The sequence below is a fragment of the Bernardetia sp. MNP-M8 genome (assembly GCF_037126285.1).
Taxonomy (GTDB): domain Bacteria; phylum Bacteroidota; class Bacteroidia; order Cytophagales; family Bernardetiaceae; genus Bernardetia.
Window position 1 is genome coordinate 996,376 of sequence record NZ_CP147012.1, and the last position, 19,504, is coordinate 1,015,879.

The window sequence follows — 19,504 nt, forward strand, 5'->3', positions numbered from 1 at the left end:
TATACATTTTTTATCAAATCAGAATTATCAAATTTATACCAAACAATTTTTTATTTCACTATTTTTTTTATTCAATTTCAAACAAAATTTTCTCAAAAATGAAAAAATCAATTTTTTCTTATTTCTCGTATTTAGTTCTTTTGCTTTTAGCAGTAGGCACTCTTTCTTCTTGTGGTGATAGCACTGACGATCCAAGTGCAGCACCTTCTATTACTGTAAACCCTGAAAGTGCTACTATTGATGTAAATCAAAGTGTAGATTTTACTTTTCAAGTAATTTCAACTGAGAGTGAACTTTCAGAAGTACGTATCATTTATACAGGACAACCTGATCAAGTATTTACTCCTGCTACAGATACTTTTACAGATAATAATACTCGTTTTTCTGGTGTTTATACATTTACAGGAATGCTTGCAGATGCTGCTAGTTCAGTTACTTTTACTATTAAAGCTACTGATATGGCAGGTCTTACATCTTCAAAAGATGTGGTTGTAACTATCAATGAAGCACCAGATCCTATTGCTTATGAAACTTTCCCTGTTATCCTTTTAGGAGCTCAAGCTAACACAGCTAATGGTAGCTTTTTAGATGCAAGTACCTCAGCTATTTATAAATTAGCTGAAGCTAGAACAAATTCAGCACTTATTGATATCGCTTATTTACAAGGATCTCAATCTGCGGGGCAAGGTGCAGTAATTGGTTCATTGAGAGATGCTTCTATTGAACAAGTTTATAGCACTAGTGATTGGGGAACAAGAAATGATACTCGCTTCAGAAACACTACTCTTACAAAAGCAGATTTCACAGCTATATTTGATGGTTCTCAGCTTACTACTGCTTATACTAATGGTTCTGAACCTAGCATTGGAGAAACTGGAGACATTAAAGAAGGTTCTGCTTCTCGTGTAAACAAACTTGCTGTAGATGATGTATTTGCGTTTAGAACTGCTGATGGAAAAGACGGTTTAGTTCACGTACAACAAATTGTAACTGGAGAATCTGGTTCTATTACTCTTAATGTATCAATAGTAAAATAAATAATAAAATTTTATCATTCTAGATAAAACTTATTTAAATAAAAAAGGTCAGTTCATAAATTTATGAATTGACCTTTTTTTATCGAAAAATAACCTCTCTGTCTTATTTTCACTCAAATAGCCATTGAATAGAGTAGTTTAGCTATTGAAAAATAAATAGCCAATCCTAAAAGGTCATTGGCTGTTGTGATAAAAGGCCCAGAAGCTACAGCAGGATTTACTTTAAATTTATTCAAAATAAGTGGTGTTATAGTTCCCATAATAGAAGCAATAATAACGACACAAAAAAGAGCAAAAGACACTACCAAAGAAAGAACAATATCACCTTTTGTAAGAAGAACATTTGCTCCCAAAACAAAAACACCAATTACAAAACCATTGATAAGAGCAACCAAAAAGGATTTTAAAATTCGTCTCCACAAACTTTCTTGCAAACCTCCTGTGTCTGCTAGAGCTTGTACTACTAAAGTAGAAGACTGAATACCTACGTTTCCACCTGTTGCAGTAATTAGAGGAATAAAAAATGCCATAGCAGGAACAATTCTTAACTGTTCTTCAAAAAGACCTATAAAATTTGCCCCCAACATTCCTCCTACCATTCCAATCAAAAGCCAAGGCAGTCTGGCACGAGAAAGCACCCATACACTGTCATCTTCTTCTACATCTTCTGAAATACCTGCCATTGCCTGAATATCTTGTTCGGCTTGTTCGGTTATTACATCTAAAATATCATCAATCGTAATTCTACCCAAAAGTTGTTTATTAACATTGATTACAGGAATAGCTTCTAAATCATACTTTTGCATAATATTCGCTACTTCTTCCTCATCTTGATAAGAATAAACTGAGATAATATCAGGCTCATAAATGTCAGCCACTTTAGTATTGCTACGATTCAAAACTAATTTTTTTATTCCTACTCTTCCTAAAAGAACATTATTATCATCAATTACATAAATTGAATAAATTTTTTCTACATTCTCAGATTGTCTTCGTATTTCTTCTACACACTGCACCACTGTCCAATTTATATTGGCTGTAACCAATTCTTTTGCCATTAAACCACCTGCACAGTCTTCATCATAATGCAATAAATCCATTACATCTTGAGGCTCTTCCACATAAGCAATGACTTCTTCCCTCATCTTGATAGGAAGTTCATTCAAAATATCTGCTGCATCATCAGAATCAGCATAATCCAAAATTTCTGCTACCTCTGAAGGCTCATAAGTTTGCAAAAAATCTGAACGAATATCTGTATCTAAATCACTAATAATATCAGCACGCACTTGTTCAGGAAGCAGACTCAAAATATAATGACATTCGTCTGTCTCTAGTTCGTCTAAGATAGTTGAGATATCAGCCGAATGAAGAATGTTAGTTTGAGATATTATAAAATCTGCATTTTGAGTTTGTGCAGCCTCTGAAAATTGATCTAGATATTCTTGGGTAAGTGTAAAATTCAAGCAGTAGATAATTTAGAGTGGAAAATATTTTCTTCAAAGTTAGAATTACTTATTACAACTCACAACAAGAAGCAAGGTTTTTTAAAATTTCACTTTATCAGATACAAACTTAACCCTAACAAATAGACAAATTTACCAAACCTCTTCATTCTCTTCTTGCATTCCTTCTCTATATTTATTAAAAATATTTGATTTGGATACAAAACCTAAATACTTTCCATTTTTGATAACAGGTAGATTCCACGCCTGACTACTTTCAAATTTTTTCATAACAGTATCCATTGTTTCTCCATATTCTACAATTTCGGAAGGACGTTGCATCAAATCACGTAAAGCAATAATTTCATATTTTTCAGCTTCAAACATCAGTTTTCTAACATCATTGAGCATTATCATTCCGACAAACTCTTTTTCTTCATTTAAAACAGGAAATAAATTACGATGGCTAAGTTTGATTACATTTACAAGGTCTTTTAATGTTCCTTTTTCGGGAAGAGTTTTAAAATCTTTCTCTATCAATTTATTGATTTTGAGCTTACTAAGCACTTTTTTATCTTGGTCACCTTTAATAATATCTCCTTGAGCAACCAACTCACGAATATAAGGAGAGTAAGGTTCAAAATAGGTAACTGTAATATAAGTAATAGCAGATGTAAGCATTAAAGGCACAAATAATTCGTAGCCACCAGTAAGTTCTGCAATCAAAAATATAGCTGCTAAAGGCGCATATTGAACACCACAAATAGCAGCACACATTCCAAAAAGAATAAAATTACTTTCTGATAAACTTTCCCAACCTAAAATATTAATTACTCTTGCAAAGGTAAAACCCAAAACACCTCCCAAAAATAAAGAAGGGGCAAACGTTCCTCCACTTCCTCCTGCTGCAATCGTGATAGCAGAAGCTACACATTTAAACAACAACATAACTAAAACATAGCCTAAAAACAGAGCTTGAGGGGGCAATTCTTTAAAGATAATACTATTAGCAAAAATTACTATTTCACTTCCACTCAAAAGTGATTTCAAGAGCATTGTTCCTTCTCCATAAACAGGAGGAAAAACAACAATCAAGGTAGACAAAAATAAACCTCCAATAAGAGCTTTTAAATAAGGATTAGGTATTTTATTAGCTAATTTGTTTATTCTTTTGACTACTTCCATAAAATAAAGCGACAAAAACCCACACAGAATTCCCAAAACAATACAATATGGAACATCAATGGTTTGAAAAGCATCTTTTAGTCGAAATGTAAAAAGAGCATCATCTCCACCCAAAACCAAAGCTGTAAGTTTCGCAGCCACAGAAGCCAGTAAGATAGGAACAATATTGGCAATACTGACATCAAATAAAATTACTTCGGCAGCGAAAATAACTCCTCCAATAGGTGCATCAAAAATAGCTGCAATCGTACCTGCAACGCCACAAGCAATCAATAAAATTCGTTTTTTCTTGGCAAAAAGCATTGCTGTAGAAACATTTGAGCCAATAGCACCACCTGACATAACAATAGGAGCTTCCAAACCAGCCGAACCACCAAAACCTACCGTGAAAATTGCTCCTAACATACGAGAATAAATATTACTGAAATCTATTTTTCCATCTTTCTTTGAAATAGAATAAAGAATATCAGTAAAACCGTGTCCAAAATCTGTTTTAAAAACTACATTTGATAGAAAAGCTGTTATAAGTAATCCAATAGTAGGATAAATAAGCAAACCATAATTATAGCTTTCAGAAAACTGACTTGAAGAAGCCAAATAATGTTCTACCCATAGCACAGTTGTACGTAAAAACATGGCTGCCATACCAGCTAAGACTCCTATAAGAATACTGACAACTAGCAAAAAATTTTTATCAGATAAATATTCACTTTTCCAAATCAAAAAACGAATAATGTTTCCGTTTAATTTTTTGGAATAACGAAGAAATAAGTTATGTAATTTGTCAGAATAAGTTGAAAAAAAATTAGGCAAAATTAGCGTAGGTTTCTAAGGTAGCTGTCTGGTTTTGAGAAAGAAACAAATTTATTAATATAGTTTTAATAAATTATTTAGTCTAGCAAAAATAAGCGAAATATACTATACTTGTATTGAATTACAAATTAAAAATTATAAAAATACCAATAACTTTACATTATGAAACACATCTACGACACACACAGATATTCTTATCTTATTTTTTCTCTATTTATTGCCTCCATTTTATTTTTATCATCCTGTGGAATGAGCAAAGAAGAAAAAGTAAATGATGCTTTTTTGAAAGATAGTTTACAATATGAACAAACAAAGCTACTAAAACAATCAAATACAGAAGTTTTGGAGATTGATACAGCAATGAACAATCCGAATTCGAAAGACCCTGCAATTCCTGTTTTTGATGATGAAGATTAATTTTTAAATGAATCAAAATGAAAAAAAATATAGCTCTTTTCTTCTTTTTATTTTCTACAAATTTTGCTTTTGCTCAAAACTGTGATGAAATCTACTTGTTGGTAGATAGCACAGCTTATTATGCACAAGCTGAGAATAAAGCAAAATCAATGTTTGACTTTTTGGACGAAGAAATCATACCTGTTTTCAAAAATTGTATAGATAAAGAAAAACGTTATCCAAGTCGTTTATTTATAACTCTTATAATTGATAAACAAGGAAATGTAAGAGAAATAAAAAACTTAGTCATCAATTTAGAAGAAAATTGTAAACAGAAACTTTCCGAATCTCTATTAAAAACCAAATGGAATCCTGCTATTTTTCAAGGACAAAAAGTGTGTAGCGAATTACATATTCCTTTTAGTTGTTTGCGATGGGAATAATTTTTATCTAAAACAAAACCCTTATTTACTTTCTTAGTTCAATATCAGACTAGCTTGTTTAAAATCAATCTAAATTGGCTATATTTGTATTACAGTATCACAGACTTCCTAATCTGTGCAGAAAATGAAACTCAACAGACAAGATGTCTGTTTTACATAGAAAACCAGACTATTATGCTTACTGCAACAAAATTCGACATAAATAAAATTAGAGAAGAATTCCCAATTCTCAATCAAGATATACAAGGCAAAGCATTAATTTATTTTGACAATGCAGCCACAACACAAAAGCCAAAGTCAGTGATTGATGCACTTTCAAATTATTATTTAAAGATAAATTCGAATGTTCATAGAGGAGCGCACACACTCGCAGAACGTGCCACAGAAGCCTTTGAGCAAACAAGGAAATCAGCACAACAATTCGTAAATGCTCCTTCTGAAGAGCAGGTCATTTTTACTCGTGGAACAACTGAAAGTATCAATTTGGTTGCTCAATCGTATGGCAGAACATTTTTGAAAGAAGGTGATGAAATTATTATTTCTAGCTTAGAACATCATTCTAATATTGTTCCTTGGCAAATTGTAGCTTCTCAAACAGGCGCAAAAATAAAAGTGATTCCTGTTTTTGATAATGGAGAATTGGATATGGAAGCCTATCAAAACTTACTTTCTGAAAAGACTAAAATTGTTGCAGTTGTTCACGTTTCGAATGCACTTGGAACAATCAATCCAGTAAAAGAAATTATCCAAAAGGCGCATGAAGTAGGTGCAAAAGTAGTCATTGACGGCGCACAGGCAAGTCCACATTTAGAAATTGATGTACAAGATTTGGATGTAGATTTTTATGCGCTTTCAGGTCATAAAGTCTATGCACCAACAGGAATTGGTCTTTTATATGGAAAAAGAGAACTTTTAGACGCAATGCCTCCGTATATGGGAGGAGGAGAAATGATAAAAGATGTTTCTTTTGATGTTTCTACATATAACGTACTGCCTTACAAATTTGAAGCAGGAACGCCAAATATTGCTGATACAGTTGCTTTGCGTTTGGCTTTTGAATTCGTAAATAATCTTACCAAAAGTGATATTATTGCTCACGAACAAATGCTTTTGGATTATGGAACAAAACAACTTTCTGCTATAAAAGGTCTAAAAATAATTGGAACAGCTAAAGAAAAAGCGAGTGTAATTTCTTTTGTTGTCGATGGTGTTCATCATTACGATATGGGTTTGATGCTTGATGCAAATGGAATTGCAATCCGAACAGGTCATCATTGTACTCAACCTCTTATGAAAAGATTGAGTTTAGAGGGAACAGCTCGTGCTTCTTTTGCACTCTACAATACTAAAGAAGAAATTGATATCTTTGCAGAAACACTTGAAATGGTTATTGAAAGACTTCGTTAAAAGTAGTAATCAGTTAAAGATGAATTAAAGAGAATAATTTTTTCAAGCGATTATTCTCTTTTTTATATTCGAAATAAAAAACACAAATGGTCATTACAAAATCATTCAACTATGAGGAAGTTTTAGGAATTAAATTTGGCTATCAAATTCTTGGGCTGCCTACTTTATTTACACATATTTATTTTGTAGATGGATTATTGATAGATACAGGACAAAGCAATGCAAAAGAAAAAATACTAGCAGAAACTAAAAAGCTAGACATAAAGCAAATATTTATTACGCATCATCATGAAGACCATACTGGAAATATTACAGGGCTGCAAAAACAGCATAATTGTAAAGTATTTGCTTCAAATTTATGTTGTCAGATGATGAAAAACCCTCCTAAAATTAGCCTTGCGCAAAAAATAACATGGGGAAATCGTCCTTCTCAAAATCACTTGAGTCCAATAGCTGAAAGTATAGAAACTGATAATTTGTCGTTCCAACTAATTCCTATAGCTGGACATGCTTCTGATATGGTTGCTTTGTATGAGCCTTCGAAAAAATGGTTATTTTCAGCAGATTTATATATTAATTCCTATATTGATTACTTTTTGGAGAATGAAAGTATTTTAGAGCAAATAAATTCTATAAAAAGAATTTTAGAGCTAGATTTTGAAGTAATGTTTTGTGGACATAAACCACAACTAACAAATCCAAAAGAGAAACTAAACAAAAAACTGAATTTCTTAGAATCATCTTTTAATGATGTTTCTACTCTTTATGAAAAAGGTTATTCAGCTAATCAGATATTTAAAAAATTAAACTTAAAAGAAAATTGGTTTGTCAGAATACTCTCTAATGGAAATTTATCTAAACTAAATATGATAAAATCAATAGTTAGAGATTTAGAAAATCAAAAAGCCAATTCCGATTACTTATATGAACGAAAATAAAAAACCAACTTTAGAAATCTGTCTTACTCCTGATGCAGTTTCTTTTATAGATTTGACAGGAAAAATTGCTGTTATAGTAGATATTTTTAGAGCAACTTCATGTATGGTGGCAGGTTTGGCAAGTGGTGTAACTCATGTTGTTCCTGTAGCAAGTGTTGAGGATGCGCTAAGTTATAAATCAGAGGGGTACGTAACAGCAGGAGAAAGAAATGGAGAAAAAGTAGAAGGTTTTGATATTGGAAATTCTCCTTTCGAACACATGGAACAAGAATTTAAAAAAATCGTCATGACAACCACAAACGGAACACAAGCCATTGAAGCCGTAAAAAATACAGCCGAGCAGGTGGTCATTGCAGCTTTTTTGAATTTGAAAGCTATTACTTCTTATCTTAAATCTCAAAATAAAGATGTCGTAATTGTGTGTGCAGGTTGGAAAGGTCGTTTCAATGCCGAAGATTCTCTTTTTGCAGGTGCATTGGCTCTAAAACTGAAAGGTAATTTTTGGTGGGAAGGTGATGAAATTCTTTTTTCTACTCATTCTTATAGTTCTGTCAAAAATAATTTATCCAAAATACTGAAACACTCTTCTCATTATAAGCGACTTAAAGAACATGGAGTAGAAAATGACATGGATTTTTGTTTAGAAATTGATAAATTTAAAAATGTTCCTATCTTAAAAGGAAATATTTTAGAGAATTTAGCAAAATAAATGTAAAATATATTTCAGTATATTTCAAATCCTAATTATCACTTGAACAGGGTTTTAACTCTGTTTTTGCTTATTATTATGCGTTATTTTTTAGAAGTGGCTTACGAAGGCACGAATTATCATGGTTGGCAATCACAAAACAACACGCCAAAAACCATTCAGGCTATTGTTGAAGACGGTCTATCAAAAATTTTGAGAACACCAACTCCTATTGTCGGAAGTGGCAGAACAGATACAGGTGTTCATTGCAAAAAACAATTTGCTCATTTTGATACAGAGAATGAAATTAATGTAGTTGATTTGAAGTATAGAATGAATAGTTTTTTACCTCCTCAAATCGCTATTTTGAAAGTTCTTCCAGTTACTCAAACGGCACACGCTCGTTTTGATGCTTTTTTGAGAACTTATCATTATCATGTAATTCTTGAAAAAAGTCCGTTTTTGATAAATCATGCTCATTTTCACAGAAAAGGACTAAATGATACCAGTTTTGAGAAAATGAATCAAGCAGCCGAATATTTATTAAAACACACTAATTTTGAATCATTCAGTAAAGTAAAGACACAAGTAAATAACTTTGAGTGCGATATTAGTAAAGCTATTTGGACAAAAGAAGGCGAAAATAATAATGGGCAATCAGATTATTGGCGTTTTACCATTTCAGCAAATCGTTTTTTGAGAGGAATGGTTCGTGCTGTTGTGGGTTCGCTTTTTTTGGTGGGAGAAGGAAAAATAGAAATTAATGATTTTGAAAAAATTATTTTAGATAAAAATAGAAAGTCAGCAGGTGTTTCTGTTCCTTCGCAAGGACTTTTTTTGGTAGATGTAAAATATCCTAGAGAGATTTTTTTATAAAACTACTCTATTCTTGTCCATCTAGCTGTATGGTCGTATTTGCTTTCTACCATTTCTTCTATTCTAATAGAGTTAGAGTCTATGGCGTGTATTTTAAAGTTTCTATCTTTCAGCTTTTTACTATCATACTTTATTGTCAGAGTAGAATCTTCTGAATTTATTTGCCAAAAGCCATATTTTCCAGCATACATTTTTTTAAGTTCGCTTTTTCTTCTCCAATATGTTTTGTCTGCCGAGAAGAGCATGTAGTTTCTATATATTCGGTTGCTCCCAAAACCAGAAATAGAAGACCACCATCTTCCAACAATTTGTTGCTCTAATGGATTAAGGTTTTCTATTCCAACTCTATGTTCAGCAAGACGCTTTTCTTCAGTTATTTCGAAGTGAGACGCAATAAAATATACACTCACAAAAAGAACCACGACAATCAAATAATAATATTTTCCCATAAACGAATATAAAAATAAATTAGCATTTTTAATCTTCCAACGTTTGTAAATCTTTCCAAATGCGTTGAATTACATTGTCTTCCTTTGGATTATAGACCCAGTTGTGGTCAAAAACTTCTAAAATTTCAGCATTTGCATTTTGAGCAATCGCTAAACTATGAAAACGAGTATCTTTTTGGCGTTCGGTTTCCATTCGCTTTATAAAATCTTCTCTAAGCGAATACATTACAAAATCAGAAACCATCAAAACATCAGCATCTTTAAAATCGTTTTCTTTTAAAAGTGTCAAAGTTTCGGAAAGCGCAGGAGTTGCATCTGTTCCACCATCAAAAGACATAGAAAGAAAATCTACGATTCTGTCCAACGATTCGGCAATATCATCTAAGCGAATTTTCTTTATTCCTACCGAAAAAGAAATCAAATACGCTTTACGGCTTTCCTTTGCAGCCATTTTCATAATAGCAAAACAAAGCGTCTTGGCAATCTGTGAAGGCGTTCCTTGCATTGAACCACTTGTGTCAATACAGACGATAAATGCACCTTTTTCTTTCTTTTTTTGATGTTGGTGCGAAAAAGTTTCTTCTTCCGAATTAAAAATAGTCTTTGTTCCCTCATACTGAAAAGATAATAATTGACTATCGGCATATTTTTTCAAAAACATCCATTCTGTTTTTGGATTTCCTAATAATGCAATTTCGGAAGGCAAAACGGTATTCAAATCATTGCTCATTCTAGTTCCGTTTATTTCAGAACGCAAATGTGGGTCTTTTACTTTTGATTGATAAACGACAACTTCTTTGTATTCTTCTTCTTCGGTTTCGATTTGTGCCTCTCGCATTTTTCCTAGTAAATCTACCAGTTCTTGAATAGCTGTTTCATTTTCTAAAATAGAGGCATACTTTTCTAGTGCTTCAAAACCTGTTTTTTTCCAAAGAGCTTGAGACAAATCCCAATAACGCCCTACTTCCATTGCAAAAGGAGAAATTAGTTTACCTAATTTTTCCAAATCATCAGCTTTTTGATAGAGTTTTTGAGAAAAATCTTCACTTGCTTCTTCCAAATATTGCGCTTGAAATTCTAGCCATTTTGAAGTGAGTAAAGCATCCCATTGAGCCAAAAGGTCAGCAATTAAAATATCTAAAGGAATCTTTTTCTCTGCTTGTGGGTCATATTCTTTTGATAAAACAAATTCTTTGCTTTGAGGAATAAGGTCTTTAAATTTTTGAGTATAGAAATTTGCATCTAACTCTTCTCTATCATATCGAATAGAAATATAATTGATAAGATTATCCCAATCGGTCAAATACAAATGTGTAGGTTTGTGCGCCCACGCATTAAATTTGTCTTGTTCTTCTTGAAATGGATTTTTTGCATTTATTTTTTTATCGGTATCTTTTATCCATTTTATCGTATCATTTATTATTTGACCCGTCAAAGATTCATTTTCTTTGGCAAGTTTGATGATAGTTTGATTTTCAAAAATACGGTCTAAGGTCTTTCTAAGATAAGAAAAATAGGAGGCTTGAAACTCTTCATTCTCAATTCCTAAATCATTGTTATTACCGTCTCCCTTCAAAATAGAATAGAGATAAAACACCAAAAACTTGCGTGTAGGCTTATCTAATACTTTTCCAAAATCTATAAAACGGCTAAAGGTAATTTCTAATTCTTCGAAGGAGTTCATAATTTCAGTTATCAGTTTTTTTCAGTTACCAGTAAGTAGTAATCAGTTACCAGTTAAATACCTTTTGTGAGTTGGAATTGTTAGAAAATAAAAAATAGGTATTTAGCTTCGCTGACTTTCAGTTGTGATTATCTTCATTAATCATAAAAATCATTTACCAATCCTATCCTACAGGAAACTTTTACTTCTTCCACTCAAAAGTCTCCAACATGTGCATCATATCATCTTTTGTATATTTCAAAATTGGAGCAAGAGAATCATTTTGGCTAGAAGTCGGAACATACATAGCTGCTCTCAAAAAGTGCGTAGAAGAATCAGAAACCCAATAATTAAAAACTGTTGGAACTTCGCCTTCTGAAATCGTAAAGACAATTCCGTTGCCATTTTTTGAATCTATAACTTGGTCAATGGCAGACGAACGAGCCGTATTTATTTCATTAAAAGTAATTTTGTGAGCATCATTTACATATTCCATAAAAAGTTTAGGCTCGTTTTTGACTTCTTTATAGGTAATATGAATTTCGGCTACACTTATCGGTTCATATTTTAGAGTAATCCAATACTCTTCAGCGTTTTGGCTTGTGTTTTTTACTACTTTAGCATATTTCGAATGCTCAAAAGAATACGGAAAATCGCCTTCTAGTTTTGTATAACTCTTTTCAGGAAGCTCAATTCTGAAATAACCAAATGGTTTTGGAATAAAATTATCTTCTTCACTCTGACAAGACGAAAAAAACAAACTTACTGATAAAATAATGACAAATAGGAAAGGAATAGTTGATTTCATTTTGCTATGTTGAGGTTCTCTAAATAATTGCAGGATTGTGTTTGAATCTATATAACTAGAAAAAAATATTTTTGGTATAAATTATTTCTCATTCAATTTATAAAAAAATAAACAATTACGACCTGCCAAAGCAGCGAAGCTAATTACAAATTAAAAAATACGATTTTAATTAATTGATAATCAATTAATAAGTCAAAAGTAAGCATTTATTTAATTCTCATTCTTAAGCTAAGAATTAAATAATTCTTTTATTTAAAATTAATTTTTATAAACTGTATATTCTATTTTACTAACATTTCATCAAAACTACTTTTTAGTGTATTTAGATTGTAATGCTTCATTGTGAGCTTATCTTTTGTAGATTTTGAGTTAAAGTAAGAAATAATTTGTGTCAAACTGACTGTTCCTCCATGTGGGTCTTGCATCAAAATTTGTTCTCTAGGAGTTGCATTTTGTTTTTCGCCCCCTTTTACATGAAAATGCCATAGAATTTGAGAAATCGTATCTATTTTTTGTCCTTTTTTTAGATAAAACTCTGTCCACTCTTCAAACCATTCTTCTCGTTTTTCTGCTATTTCAGAAGTATAAAGCGTTGCTGAAGACCAAATATAAGCATATTTTGTATCTACATTCTTTTTGTATAGTTTATTTTCTTCTTCTACCCAGCGATATTCTGTGAGCGAAACAGCATTACTTTTTTTATCTATCCAAATCAATGTAAAGGATTCTATTTTATCAAAATTATAATTTTCAATCTCATTTTCAGAATCCATAGCCAAAAGTTCCATCAAAATAATTCCTCTACTTTTTCTGTAAGGCGTATTTCTGTTATGTTTCTGAAAAGCACCATTCAAAAGACAAAGTGTACGACCTGTTTGAGTTATTCCAATCCAAGAGCCTCCTGCATCGCCATCAACAGGACGAAGAATTTGTTTATTATTTAACTTTGTAAAAGAAGGTAATTCTGAATTTTTGCGAGTTTTTTGCTCGTCTCGGCTAGAAGTGAGAAGGAAATTATTGTTTTCTAAAGGAACAAAAGTAAGCGTACACATATAAGAATATTTTTTGATAAAATCTATAAAATGCAAAATTACATCAAAATTGCGTATAAAATAAAAAAAATGGATTCAAGCATTAAAGTTTGAATCCATTTTTTTAATAAAATAAATTTTTAAAAACTAAGCATTCGCTGTTTCCAAAACTTGTTTCATTGTAAGTCCAATATTCGCAGGAGAATCTACTACATGGATTCCACATTCACGCATAATACGCATTTTTGCTTCGGCTGTATCATCTGCACCTCCGATAATTGCACCTGCGTGTCCCATACGTTTTCCTTTTGGAGCTGTTTGTCCAGCGATAAAACCAACAACTGGTTTTTTGTTTCCTGTTTCTTTAATCCAACGAGCAGCATTTGCTTCTAAGTTTCCTCCAATTTCACCAATCATGATAATTGCTTCTGTCTCATCATCATTCATTAAAAGTTCTACAGCTTCTTTTGTAGTTGTTCCGATGATTGGGTCTCCACCGATTCCGATTGCAGTAGAAATACCTAAACCTGCTTTTACTACTTGGTCAGCAGCTTCGTAAGTCAATGTTCCAGACTTAGAAACGATTCCAATTTTACCTTTTTTGAATACAAAACCAGGCATAATACCTACTTTTGCTTCTTCTGGTGTAATTACTCCTGGGCAGTTAGGACCTACCAAACGACAATCTTGTTTGTCCATTACATACGCCTTTGCTTTTACCATATCCTGAACAGGAATTCCTTCTGTAATAGCAATAATTACTTTAATTCCAGCATCAGCAGCTTCCATGATAGCATCGGCAGCAAATGCAGGTGGAACAAAAATAATTGAAGTATCAGCTTTTGCACCTTCTACTGCATCAAGAACTGTATTGAAAACAGGCAAACCTAAGTGAGTAGTTCCACCTTTTCCAGGTGTAACTCCACCTACTACATTTGTTCCGTATTCGATCATTTGTTCAGCATGAAAAGAACCTTCTTTTCCAGTAAAACCTTGAACAATAATTCTAGAATCTTTATTTACAAGTACGCTCATAGTCTGTATATTGATTTTTTGTGAGTGTAAAAAATGATATAGACAAAAATACCTTTTATTTTGATAAAATAATAATCTTAGAAATAGAATTATTGAAAATATCGTTGATAAGGACACCAACAACAAAGGATATTCTTATATTCAAATTATAAAAACACTCATTTCAAGGTTACAAGTCAAGTTAGAAATTTTTCTTTTTTAGTTTATTTCTTTTGGAAAAACTAGTTTTTCAATTCAAAAAATCATTGAATCTGTTTAAAGTTTATCAATAGTTTAAATTATACTTTAACTATTGTCAGAATTTACTTTGATAAAAACTACTGATAAAGTTTTTTAATTGAACATAAAAATTTAAACATTATTAATTTCTTCCTGCCATAACTCCACCATCAATATCCCAAATAGCTCCTGTAACCCAAGAACTTTTATCTGTAAGTAAAAAATAAATGGTTTGAGCAATTTCCTGTGGTCTGCCAACTCTTCCAATAGGGTGGAATCCATTAAAACCTTGCAAATTTTCTTCAATTTTATCTTTTTCCATAAATGCACCATAAATAGGTGTCACTACAACAGCAGGTGAAACAGCATTTACTCGTATATTATAATCAGCTAACTCCATTGCCAAGTGTTGTGTGAAGCTATGCAAACCTGCTTTTGCCATTGAGTAAGCTGAAGAAGGAGTAGCTTTGATTGCTTGTCTTGCCCACATAGAACCAATATTTACGATAGAGCCTTCTCCATTTTTTGCCATTACTTGAGCTACTGATTGAGTAATAAAGAAAAAGGCTTTATTAAAATTATGATAAATCTCATAATCTTCTTCTTGATGCTCTAAAAATGGCTTTGGACTAAAATAACCTGCTGCATTGACTAAGTATTTTAAGTTTGGATACAGGCTAGAAATATTTTTTGAAAAACCAGTTACTTTTTCAAAGTCTGATAAATCTAACTCTACACCTTTTACACTTCCTAATTTTGATAATTCTTTGATGGTTTGGTCTAGTTGTTTGTCAGGTCTGCCAATAATGATAACTTCGTTTCCATCTTTTAACAATAGTTCTGCTGTACTTCTACCCATTCCTGTTGTTCCACCTACTATAATTGCTTGCTTTGTCATATTTGAATTGATTTAATGGTTAATAATATGACACAAAGTTGAGGCTTTCAGTGCAGAGAAAATGGTAAATTAGGGAAAAGGAATGATAAATTACAGAAATTGCTTTTGAAATTCTTTTGGAGTAAGAGAAGAGTGCTTCTTAAAATATTTAGTGAAATAAGTAGCTTCTTCAAACCCTAATTGATACCCAATTTCTTTTATACTCAAATTTGTATTTGAAAGTAAACGTTTGGCTTCTAGTATCTTTCTTTTATGGATAAAATTAGCAGGTGTTTCATGAAGATATTTTTTTGAAATATTTGTCAGTGTTTTATCACTAATTCCTAATGACTCACTAAAATAGGAGACTGTTTTAAACTCATTTTTAGACTCTATAACCATTTTTTTGAAGCGCATTACTAGCTCAAAATTATAATCTATTTTTAAGTCATTCAAATTTATCTCTTGGTCTGACTGTGACCATTTCAGTCTTTCAAGATTTAGTAAAAACACTTGAAAGTAATGATAAATTTGCTCTTTATAACCTCGCTTTTTAGTTTCTATTTCATTAATTAACTTCTTTGTCAGATATTCAAAATCAGGTATCTTATCTTCTGAAAGAATTATGAATGGTTGTCCTGACTCATTGAAAATTTTATATTGAATTAGATTAAAAGAGTCTTTTTCTTCTTTATTTAGAAAAAAATCATTAAAATGAAATAGATAACCATCATTTTCAGAATCTTTACAAAAATAATGTACTTGTCCTTCCGAAAGGAAAAAAATAGAATTTTTAGGATGTAAATATTCCACATAATCCACAAAATGCTTTCCTTTATTTTTAAACCAAATCACTTGAAAAAAAGTATGTACATGTGGCTTAAAGCAATGTTGTATGTTTTTTTCACAATATAGTTTGGAGGCATTAATATCAAGTTGCAATTTAGAATAATTGTCTTTGTGTAAATGATATTTTTTGAGTGGATTCTCATTCATTGACTAGTTTATTGTAGTTTTTAATTTCTTTCTTTAAAATCTTCTTTAATCATATAAAGAAAATCATTAAGATTCAAGATTATGTTCTAAAGTAAAGCATATTAATTTTAGTAATCGAACTCACTCATTCTTCAAATGGTCTAAATACAATATTCCATCAAGGTGATCTATTTCGTGTTGAAAGATAACAGAAGTAAAACCATCGACAATTTCTTGATGCACTTTTCCGTCTAAAGTCTGGTATTCAATCGTTATTTTGTCTGGACGAATTACTTTTTCTCTACGGTCTGGAATAGAAAGACAGCCTTCCATTGTTTCTTTTACTTCTTCACCATATTTGATGATTTTTGGATTGATATAGACTTCAAAAGGCATTTCTTCTTCCTCTTTATCAAAACGTTTGACCCAAATAATGCGTTTATTTATGCCTACTTGTGGCGCAGCAATTCCCACACCCATCGAACTAGGATGACGAACAGTTTTGAAAAGTCGGTGTACAAAATAATGAATTGTTGTGTCTGTGGGGTTAAATTTTACTTCTTGACAATTCTTTCTCAAAAATATAGAATCCTCTTTATTGGTAATTTTCCAAACACGCATCGCTTGACTAGAATCTTGCTCATAAATCAATTTTAGTTCTTCTTTTGAAAAAAATGAAGTGCTAGAATTAGATGGCAAACTTGTCTTACAAGAGTTGAAAATAATTAACACTAATAGAAAAAGGAAAAGGTAATTTGATTTCATTGTAATTGAATAAATGATTTGCATATATGAACAACTACAAATTTCTGTAAATTACTTGTATAAACGAAACCCACAATTAAAATTGTGGTAAAACAGCATGTTGTATTTCCCATAACTAACTTTATGAGTTTCGTTTTTTAACTACGTCAGTAAAGAGTACAAATTTAAGAAACTACTAGCATCAAAGTAAAGTAAGAAACAAAAAAATAAGCAACTACAAGATTATTGTAATTGCTTATTTTTAATTAATTGGAAGAGATATTTGTTCGATTATTTAATTTATAGCTGGTTTTTAATAAATTTAGATTTTAGAAGTTAGAGAGAAATACGAAATTTTAAAAATACAATTCTAAAATTCTACCTTGTTTTTAATTCTAACTTCATAAAATGTTTTTTTAAAGTCTTACTCCAAAGCTAAAAGCATTTAGTTTTGGTAAATCAGAGTTTTCTGTAAAAAGCGTATTGATGTCATAATTAAAGAAAAGACGAAGTCCACTATCAAATTTATCTTCTCCAATTCCAATTTCAGCTCTTACACCATATCTCCAATCGTTTAAACGAAAGTTAGAGTGTTCTTTATCTTTCTGACGGTCACCACTTTCGTGATAAACAATTTTGGTATAACTTCCCACTCTATATCCTGCATAACCACCAAATGCTAATTTTAAACCTCTCTTATTATTTTCTGCAAAATCCAAATGAATCATGAGAGGAATATTAACATAAGCAGCAGTTAGTTTTGACTTATCCAAAGAACTTTCATATTCAGGAAACTCAACTCCATCTCTTGTTTCTAAGGCATAATTATCTCCTGAAAACATAAAATTGTTCCAAGATGCTTCTAAGCCATATTGTACTAAAAGAGGACTTTTCTTTCCACCAATTTGAGTTTTGAACATTGTTCCGAAAGCAAAGTAGCGAGAACCCCAAGAGCGTAATTCGTATGGTTTTCCTGTTGGTGTTTCCCCAAAATTTCCATTTTGAAAGTAGTTATTCAATCCAAAATCAATTGGAATTTGATGACGAGTTCTTGTCCAAAAAGTATTTTTGTCATCTTTGTCATCATCATCTCTTTCGATACGAATTCCTCTTGAACCAATAATGATAGTCCGTGTTTTGGTCTTTTCTTCTACTTCAAAAGAATCTTCTTTATCTTGAGAATCCACTTCAATTTCAGTTTCTTCTTCACTTGTTGTTTCAATTTTACCATTATTTTGATGTGCTTCTTCAAGATAATTGGCTGTTCTTTCCATAATCAGATTCCAGTCAAGATTACGAATTTCTTTTGCATCTTTTGGATTCTGAATATAGACAGTTACCTTACTACTATCACCAAAATCAATAAGTACAGTGTCAGCTTGAGATTGAGCAGAAGAGAATGAAACACTAGAGAGTGTAAATATTCCAACTAATAAAACCCATAGAGAGGTTCTCTTTAAAGTAGAACTAAACGAATTAATCTGCTTGCGTTTCATTGTTCTGATCGGATTGATTAGTAGTTGTTTTTTGGGTTGCTTTTTCATTTTCATTATTCGGAAGTATATTTTGTAAATTAACTTTTTTGCCAGATTTCAAATTCCAAACTTCTTTCAATACCGTTTTTGCTTTATCAAACTGTGAAGGATTCTGATTTGTATCAAATCCTGTTGCTTGACTTGTAGCATTCATCATATTTTCGTTCTTCCCTACCTTAATAGTAATAGCAACAGTCTGATTATCAACATTTAACCTGTGAATATCTGAATTTTGCTTTTCTTTTTTAAGAGATGAATTTGAATTATGAACTACAAAATCACTTGCCCAAACATTCTCTGAAATGTGTGTACTTGGATTTGTGAATGCTTTAGTATTCATTTTATCCTGTGAGTTGTGATTCTTGATTTTAGTTTGGTCTTTTTCAAGACTAGCTACTGCTTTTTCAATATGATTTTGAGGAATAACTCCTTTTATCTTTTGAGTTTTAGAAACAGTATTTATTTTATTAATTGTTGGGGGTATTTGTTGCTTATCAGATGCGACTACATTTGAAGAGGTTGCTTCTGTATGTTGAATTTTCTCATTATTTTTTTCTAACTCTTTTAATGAGGAATTAACAGACGCTATACCTTCTGTTTTATCAAAATCTGTTACAATTTCTACTTTATCAGAATCTGCAATTCTATTTGTATTTATATTATTTGAATCAGAAGGGGTAAAAAAGACAGCCCAAATCAAAAGTGATGCAGCTACACCACTTACAGCTGACCAGATAGGAAGGTAAGAGCGTTTTGTAATTGTTTTTGTAATGGGAGTTAAAGTTTCTTCTTTTTTATCTGCTAACCCGTGCTGAACTCTTCTCCAAATATGGTCTTCGGTAGGAACAGCATGATTTTGCAGAGCCTCTCTAAAAAGAAGATCTAAATCAGAATCATTTCCAGAAAAATTATTTTTTTGATTGTCCATAGGACTTATATT

General features: G+C 31.5%; 19 protein-coding genes. 7 read left to right on the forward strand and 12 right to left on the reverse strand.

Translation table 11 applies throughout. From position 1 onward, the window contains the following. Window positions 1–98: 98 nt before the first annotated feature. Window positions 99–1,037, forward strand: coding sequence for a hypothetical protein (locus V9L04_RS04175; protein ID WP_338792818.1), 939 nt, complete (start codon window positions 99–101; stop codon window positions 1,035–1,037). Window positions 1,038–1,150: 113 nt separating this feature from the next. Here the strand turns inward: V9L04_RS04175 and mgtE are convergent, their stop codons facing one another. After that, window positions 1,151–2,503 carry a magnesium transporter gene (gene mgtE, locus V9L04_RS04180; protein WP_338792819.1) on the reverse strand — a complete coding sequence of 451 codons (1,353 nt, stop codon included), beginning with the start codon at window positions 2,501–2,503 and terminating at the stop codon, window positions 1,151–1,153. Between the two features lie 132 nt (window positions 2,504–2,635). Beyond that, window positions 2,636–4,480, reverse strand: coding sequence for a chloride channel protein (locus V9L04_RS04185; RefSeq protein ID WP_338792820.1), 1,845 nt, complete (start codon window positions 4,478–4,480; stop codon window positions 2,636–2,638). A 162-nt stretch (window positions 4,481–4,642) separates the two neighbouring features. On the opposite strand from V9L04_RS04185, the gene V9L04_RS04190 reads away from it, so the two are divergent. From V9L04_RS04190 to truA, 6 genes are all read left to right on the forward strand, one after another. Next, window positions 4,643–4,897, forward strand: coding sequence for a hypothetical protein (locus tag V9L04_RS04190; RefSeq protein WP_338792821.1), 255 nt, complete (start codon window positions 4,643–4,645; stop codon window positions 4,895–4,897). Window positions 4,898–4,914: 17 nt separating this feature from the next. Beyond that, window positions 4,915–5,319 (forward strand): hypothetical protein, encoded by a 405-nt coding sequence (locus tag V9L04_RS04195; RefSeq protein WP_338792822.1) that lies wholly within the window; start codon window positions 4,915–4,917, stop codon window positions 5,317–5,319. A gap of 174 nt (window positions 5,320–5,493) precedes the next feature. Then, a complete protein-coding gene (locus tag V9L04_RS04200) occupies window positions 5,494–6,726 on the forward strand; it encodes a cysteine desulfurase (RefSeq protein WP_338792823.1) in 1,233 nt (410 codons plus the stop codon). An 86-nt stretch (window positions 6,727–6,812) separates the two neighbouring features. Further along, complete coding sequence (locus tag V9L04_RS04205) at window positions 6,813–7,664, forward strand: MBL fold metallo-hydrolase (RefSeq protein WP_338792824.1); 852 nt, start codon at window positions 6,813–6,815, stop codon at window positions 7,662–7,664. Continuing rightward, a complete protein-coding gene (locus V9L04_RS04210; RefSeq protein ID WP_338792825.1) occupies window positions 7,651–8,373 on the forward strand; it encodes a 2-phosphosulfolactate phosphatase in 723 nt (240 codons plus the stop codon). The genes V9L04_RS04205 and V9L04_RS04210 overlap by 14 nt, the downstream gene beginning before the upstream one ends. Window positions 8,374–8,451: 78 nt before the next feature. After that, window positions 8,452–9,228, forward strand: a complete 777-nt coding sequence (gene truA / locus V9L04_RS04215; protein ID WP_338792826.1) for a tRNA pseudouridine(38-40) synthase TruA — start codon at window positions 8,452–8,454, stop codon at window positions 9,226–9,228. A 2-nt stretch (window positions 9,229–9,230) separates the two neighbouring features. On the opposite strand, the gene V9L04_RS04220 is transcribed toward truA, so the two are convergent. The 10 genes from V9L04_RS04220 to V9L04_RS04265 form a co-directional block, all read right to left on the reverse strand. Next, entirely contained in the window at window positions 9,231–9,677 is a 447-nt protein-coding gene (locus V9L04_RS04220) for a hypothetical protein (RefSeq protein ID WP_338792827.1), read from the reverse strand. 28 nt (window positions 9,678–9,705) lie between these two features. Then, entirely contained in the window at window positions 9,706–11,361 is a 1,656-nt protein-coding gene (locus V9L04_RS04225) for a VWA domain-containing protein (RefSeq protein ID WP_338792828.1), read from the reverse strand. A gap of 181 nt (window positions 11,362–11,542) precedes the next feature. Next, window positions 11,543–12,148, reverse strand: coding sequence for a gliding motility lipoprotein GldD (locus tag V9L04_RS04230; RefSeq protein ID WP_338792829.1), 606 nt, complete (start codon window positions 12,146–12,148; stop codon window positions 11,543–11,545). Between the two features lie 281 nt (window positions 12,149–12,429). Continuing rightward, window positions 12,430–13,200, reverse strand: a complete 771-nt coding sequence (locus V9L04_RS04235) for an NRDE family protein (protein ID WP_338792830.1) — start codon at window positions 13,198–13,200, stop codon at window positions 12,430–12,432. A 126-nt stretch (window positions 13,201–13,326) separates the two neighbouring features. Continuing rightward, entirely contained in the window at window positions 13,327–14,214 is an 888-nt protein-coding gene (gene sucD / locus V9L04_RS04240) for a succinate--CoA ligase subunit alpha (RefSeq protein ID WP_338792831.1), read from the reverse strand. Between the two features lie 361 nt (window positions 14,215–14,575). Then, window positions 14,576–15,331 (reverse strand): SDR family oxidoreductase, encoded by a 756-nt coding sequence (locus tag V9L04_RS04245; protein ID WP_338792832.1) that lies wholly within the window; start codon window positions 15,329–15,331, stop codon window positions 14,576–14,578. A gap of 90 nt (window positions 15,332–15,421) precedes the next feature. Continuing rightward, on the reverse strand, window positions 15,422–16,306 hold the full coding sequence (locus V9L04_RS04250; RefSeq protein WP_338792833.1) for a helix-turn-helix domain-containing protein: 885 nt from the start codon (window positions 16,304–16,306) through the stop codon (window positions 15,422–15,424). Window positions 16,307–16,426: 120 nt separating this feature from the next. Next, complete coding sequence (gene def / locus V9L04_RS04255) at window positions 16,427–16,984, reverse strand: peptide deformylase (RefSeq protein WP_338792834.1); 558 nt, start codon at window positions 16,982–16,984, stop codon at window positions 16,427–16,429. Between the two features lie 461 nt (window positions 16,985–17,445). After that, window positions 17,446–18,525: an outer membrane beta-barrel protein gene (locus V9L04_RS04260; protein WP_338792835.1), complete on the reverse strand. Its 1,080-nt coding sequence runs from the start codon at window positions 18,523–18,525 to the stop codon at window positions 17,446–17,448. Continuing rightward, window positions 18,506–19,492: a hypothetical protein gene (locus V9L04_RS04265; protein WP_338792836.1), complete on the reverse strand. Its 987-nt coding sequence runs from the start codon at window positions 19,490–19,492 to the stop codon at window positions 18,506–18,508. Before V9L04_RS04265 ends, V9L04_RS04260 begins: the two co-directional genes overlap by 20 nt. Window positions 19,493–19,504: the final 12 nt, after the last annotated feature.

What these genes read in the sequence shown, in the direction of transcription:
- V9L04_RS04175 (WP_338792818.1), top strand. Translation starts at nt 99, where the DNA reads ATGAAAAAATCAATTTTTTCTTATTTCTCGTATTTAGTTCTTTTGCTT.
- V9L04_RS04190 (WP_338792821.1), top strand. Translation starts at nt 4,643, where the DNA reads ATGAAACACATCTACGACACACACAGATATTCTTATCTTATTTTTTCT.
- V9L04_RS04195 (WP_338792822.1), top strand. Translation starts at nt 4,915, where the DNA reads ATGAAAAAAAATATAGCTCTTTTCTTCTTTTTATTTTCTACAAATTTT.
- V9L04_RS04200 (WP_338792823.1), top strand. Translation starts at nt 5,494, where the DNA reads ATGCTTACTGCAACAAAATTCGACATAAATAAAATTAGAGAAGAATTC.
- V9L04_RS04205 (WP_338792824.1), top strand. Translation starts at nt 6,813, where the DNA reads ATGGTCATTACAAAATCATTCAACTATGAGGAAGTTTTAGGAATTAAA.
- V9L04_RS04210 (WP_338792825.1), top strand. Translation starts at nt 7,651, where the DNA reads ATGAACGAAAATAAAAAACCAACTTTAGAAATCTGTCTTACTCCTGAT.
- truA (WP_338792826.1), top strand. Translation starts at nt 8,452, where the DNA reads ATGCGTTATTTTTTAGAAGTGGCTTACGAAGGCACGAATTATCATGGT.
- V9L04_RS04220 (WP_338792827.1), bottom strand. Translation starts at nt 9,677, where the DNA reads ATGGGAAAATATTATTATTTGATTGTCGTGGTTCTTTTTGTGAGTGTA.
- V9L04_RS04225 (WP_338792828.1), bottom strand. Translation starts at nt 11,361, where the DNA reads ATGAACTCCTTCGAAGAATTAGAAATTACCTTTAGCCGTTTTATAGAT.
- V9L04_RS04230 (WP_338792829.1), bottom strand. Translation starts at nt 12,148, where the DNA reads ATGAAATCAACTATTCCTTTCCTATTTGTCATTATTTTATCAGTAAGT.
- V9L04_RS04235 (WP_338792830.1), bottom strand. Translation starts at nt 13,200, where the DNA reads ATGTGTACGCTTACTTTTGTTCCTTTAGAAAACAATAATTTCCTTCTC.
- sucD (WP_338792831.1), bottom strand. Translation starts at nt 14,214, where the DNA reads ATGAGCGTACTTGTAAATAAAGATTCTAGAATTATTGTTCAAGGTTTT.
- V9L04_RS04245 (WP_338792832.1), bottom strand. Translation starts at nt 15,331, where the DNA reads ATGACAAAGCAAGCAATTATAGTAGGTGGAACAACAGGAATGGGTAGA.
- V9L04_RS04250 (WP_338792833.1), bottom strand. Translation starts at nt 16,306, where the DNA reads ATGAATGAGAATCCACTCAAAAAATATCATTTACACAAAGACAATTAT.
- V9L04_RS04260 (WP_338792835.1), bottom strand. Translation starts at nt 18,525, where the DNA reads ATGAAACGCAAGCAGATTAATTCGTTTAGTTCTACTTTAAAGAGAACC.
- V9L04_RS04265 (WP_338792836.1), bottom strand. Translation starts at nt 19,492, where the DNA reads ATGGACAATCAAAAAAATAATTTTTCTGGAAATGATTCTGATTTAGAT.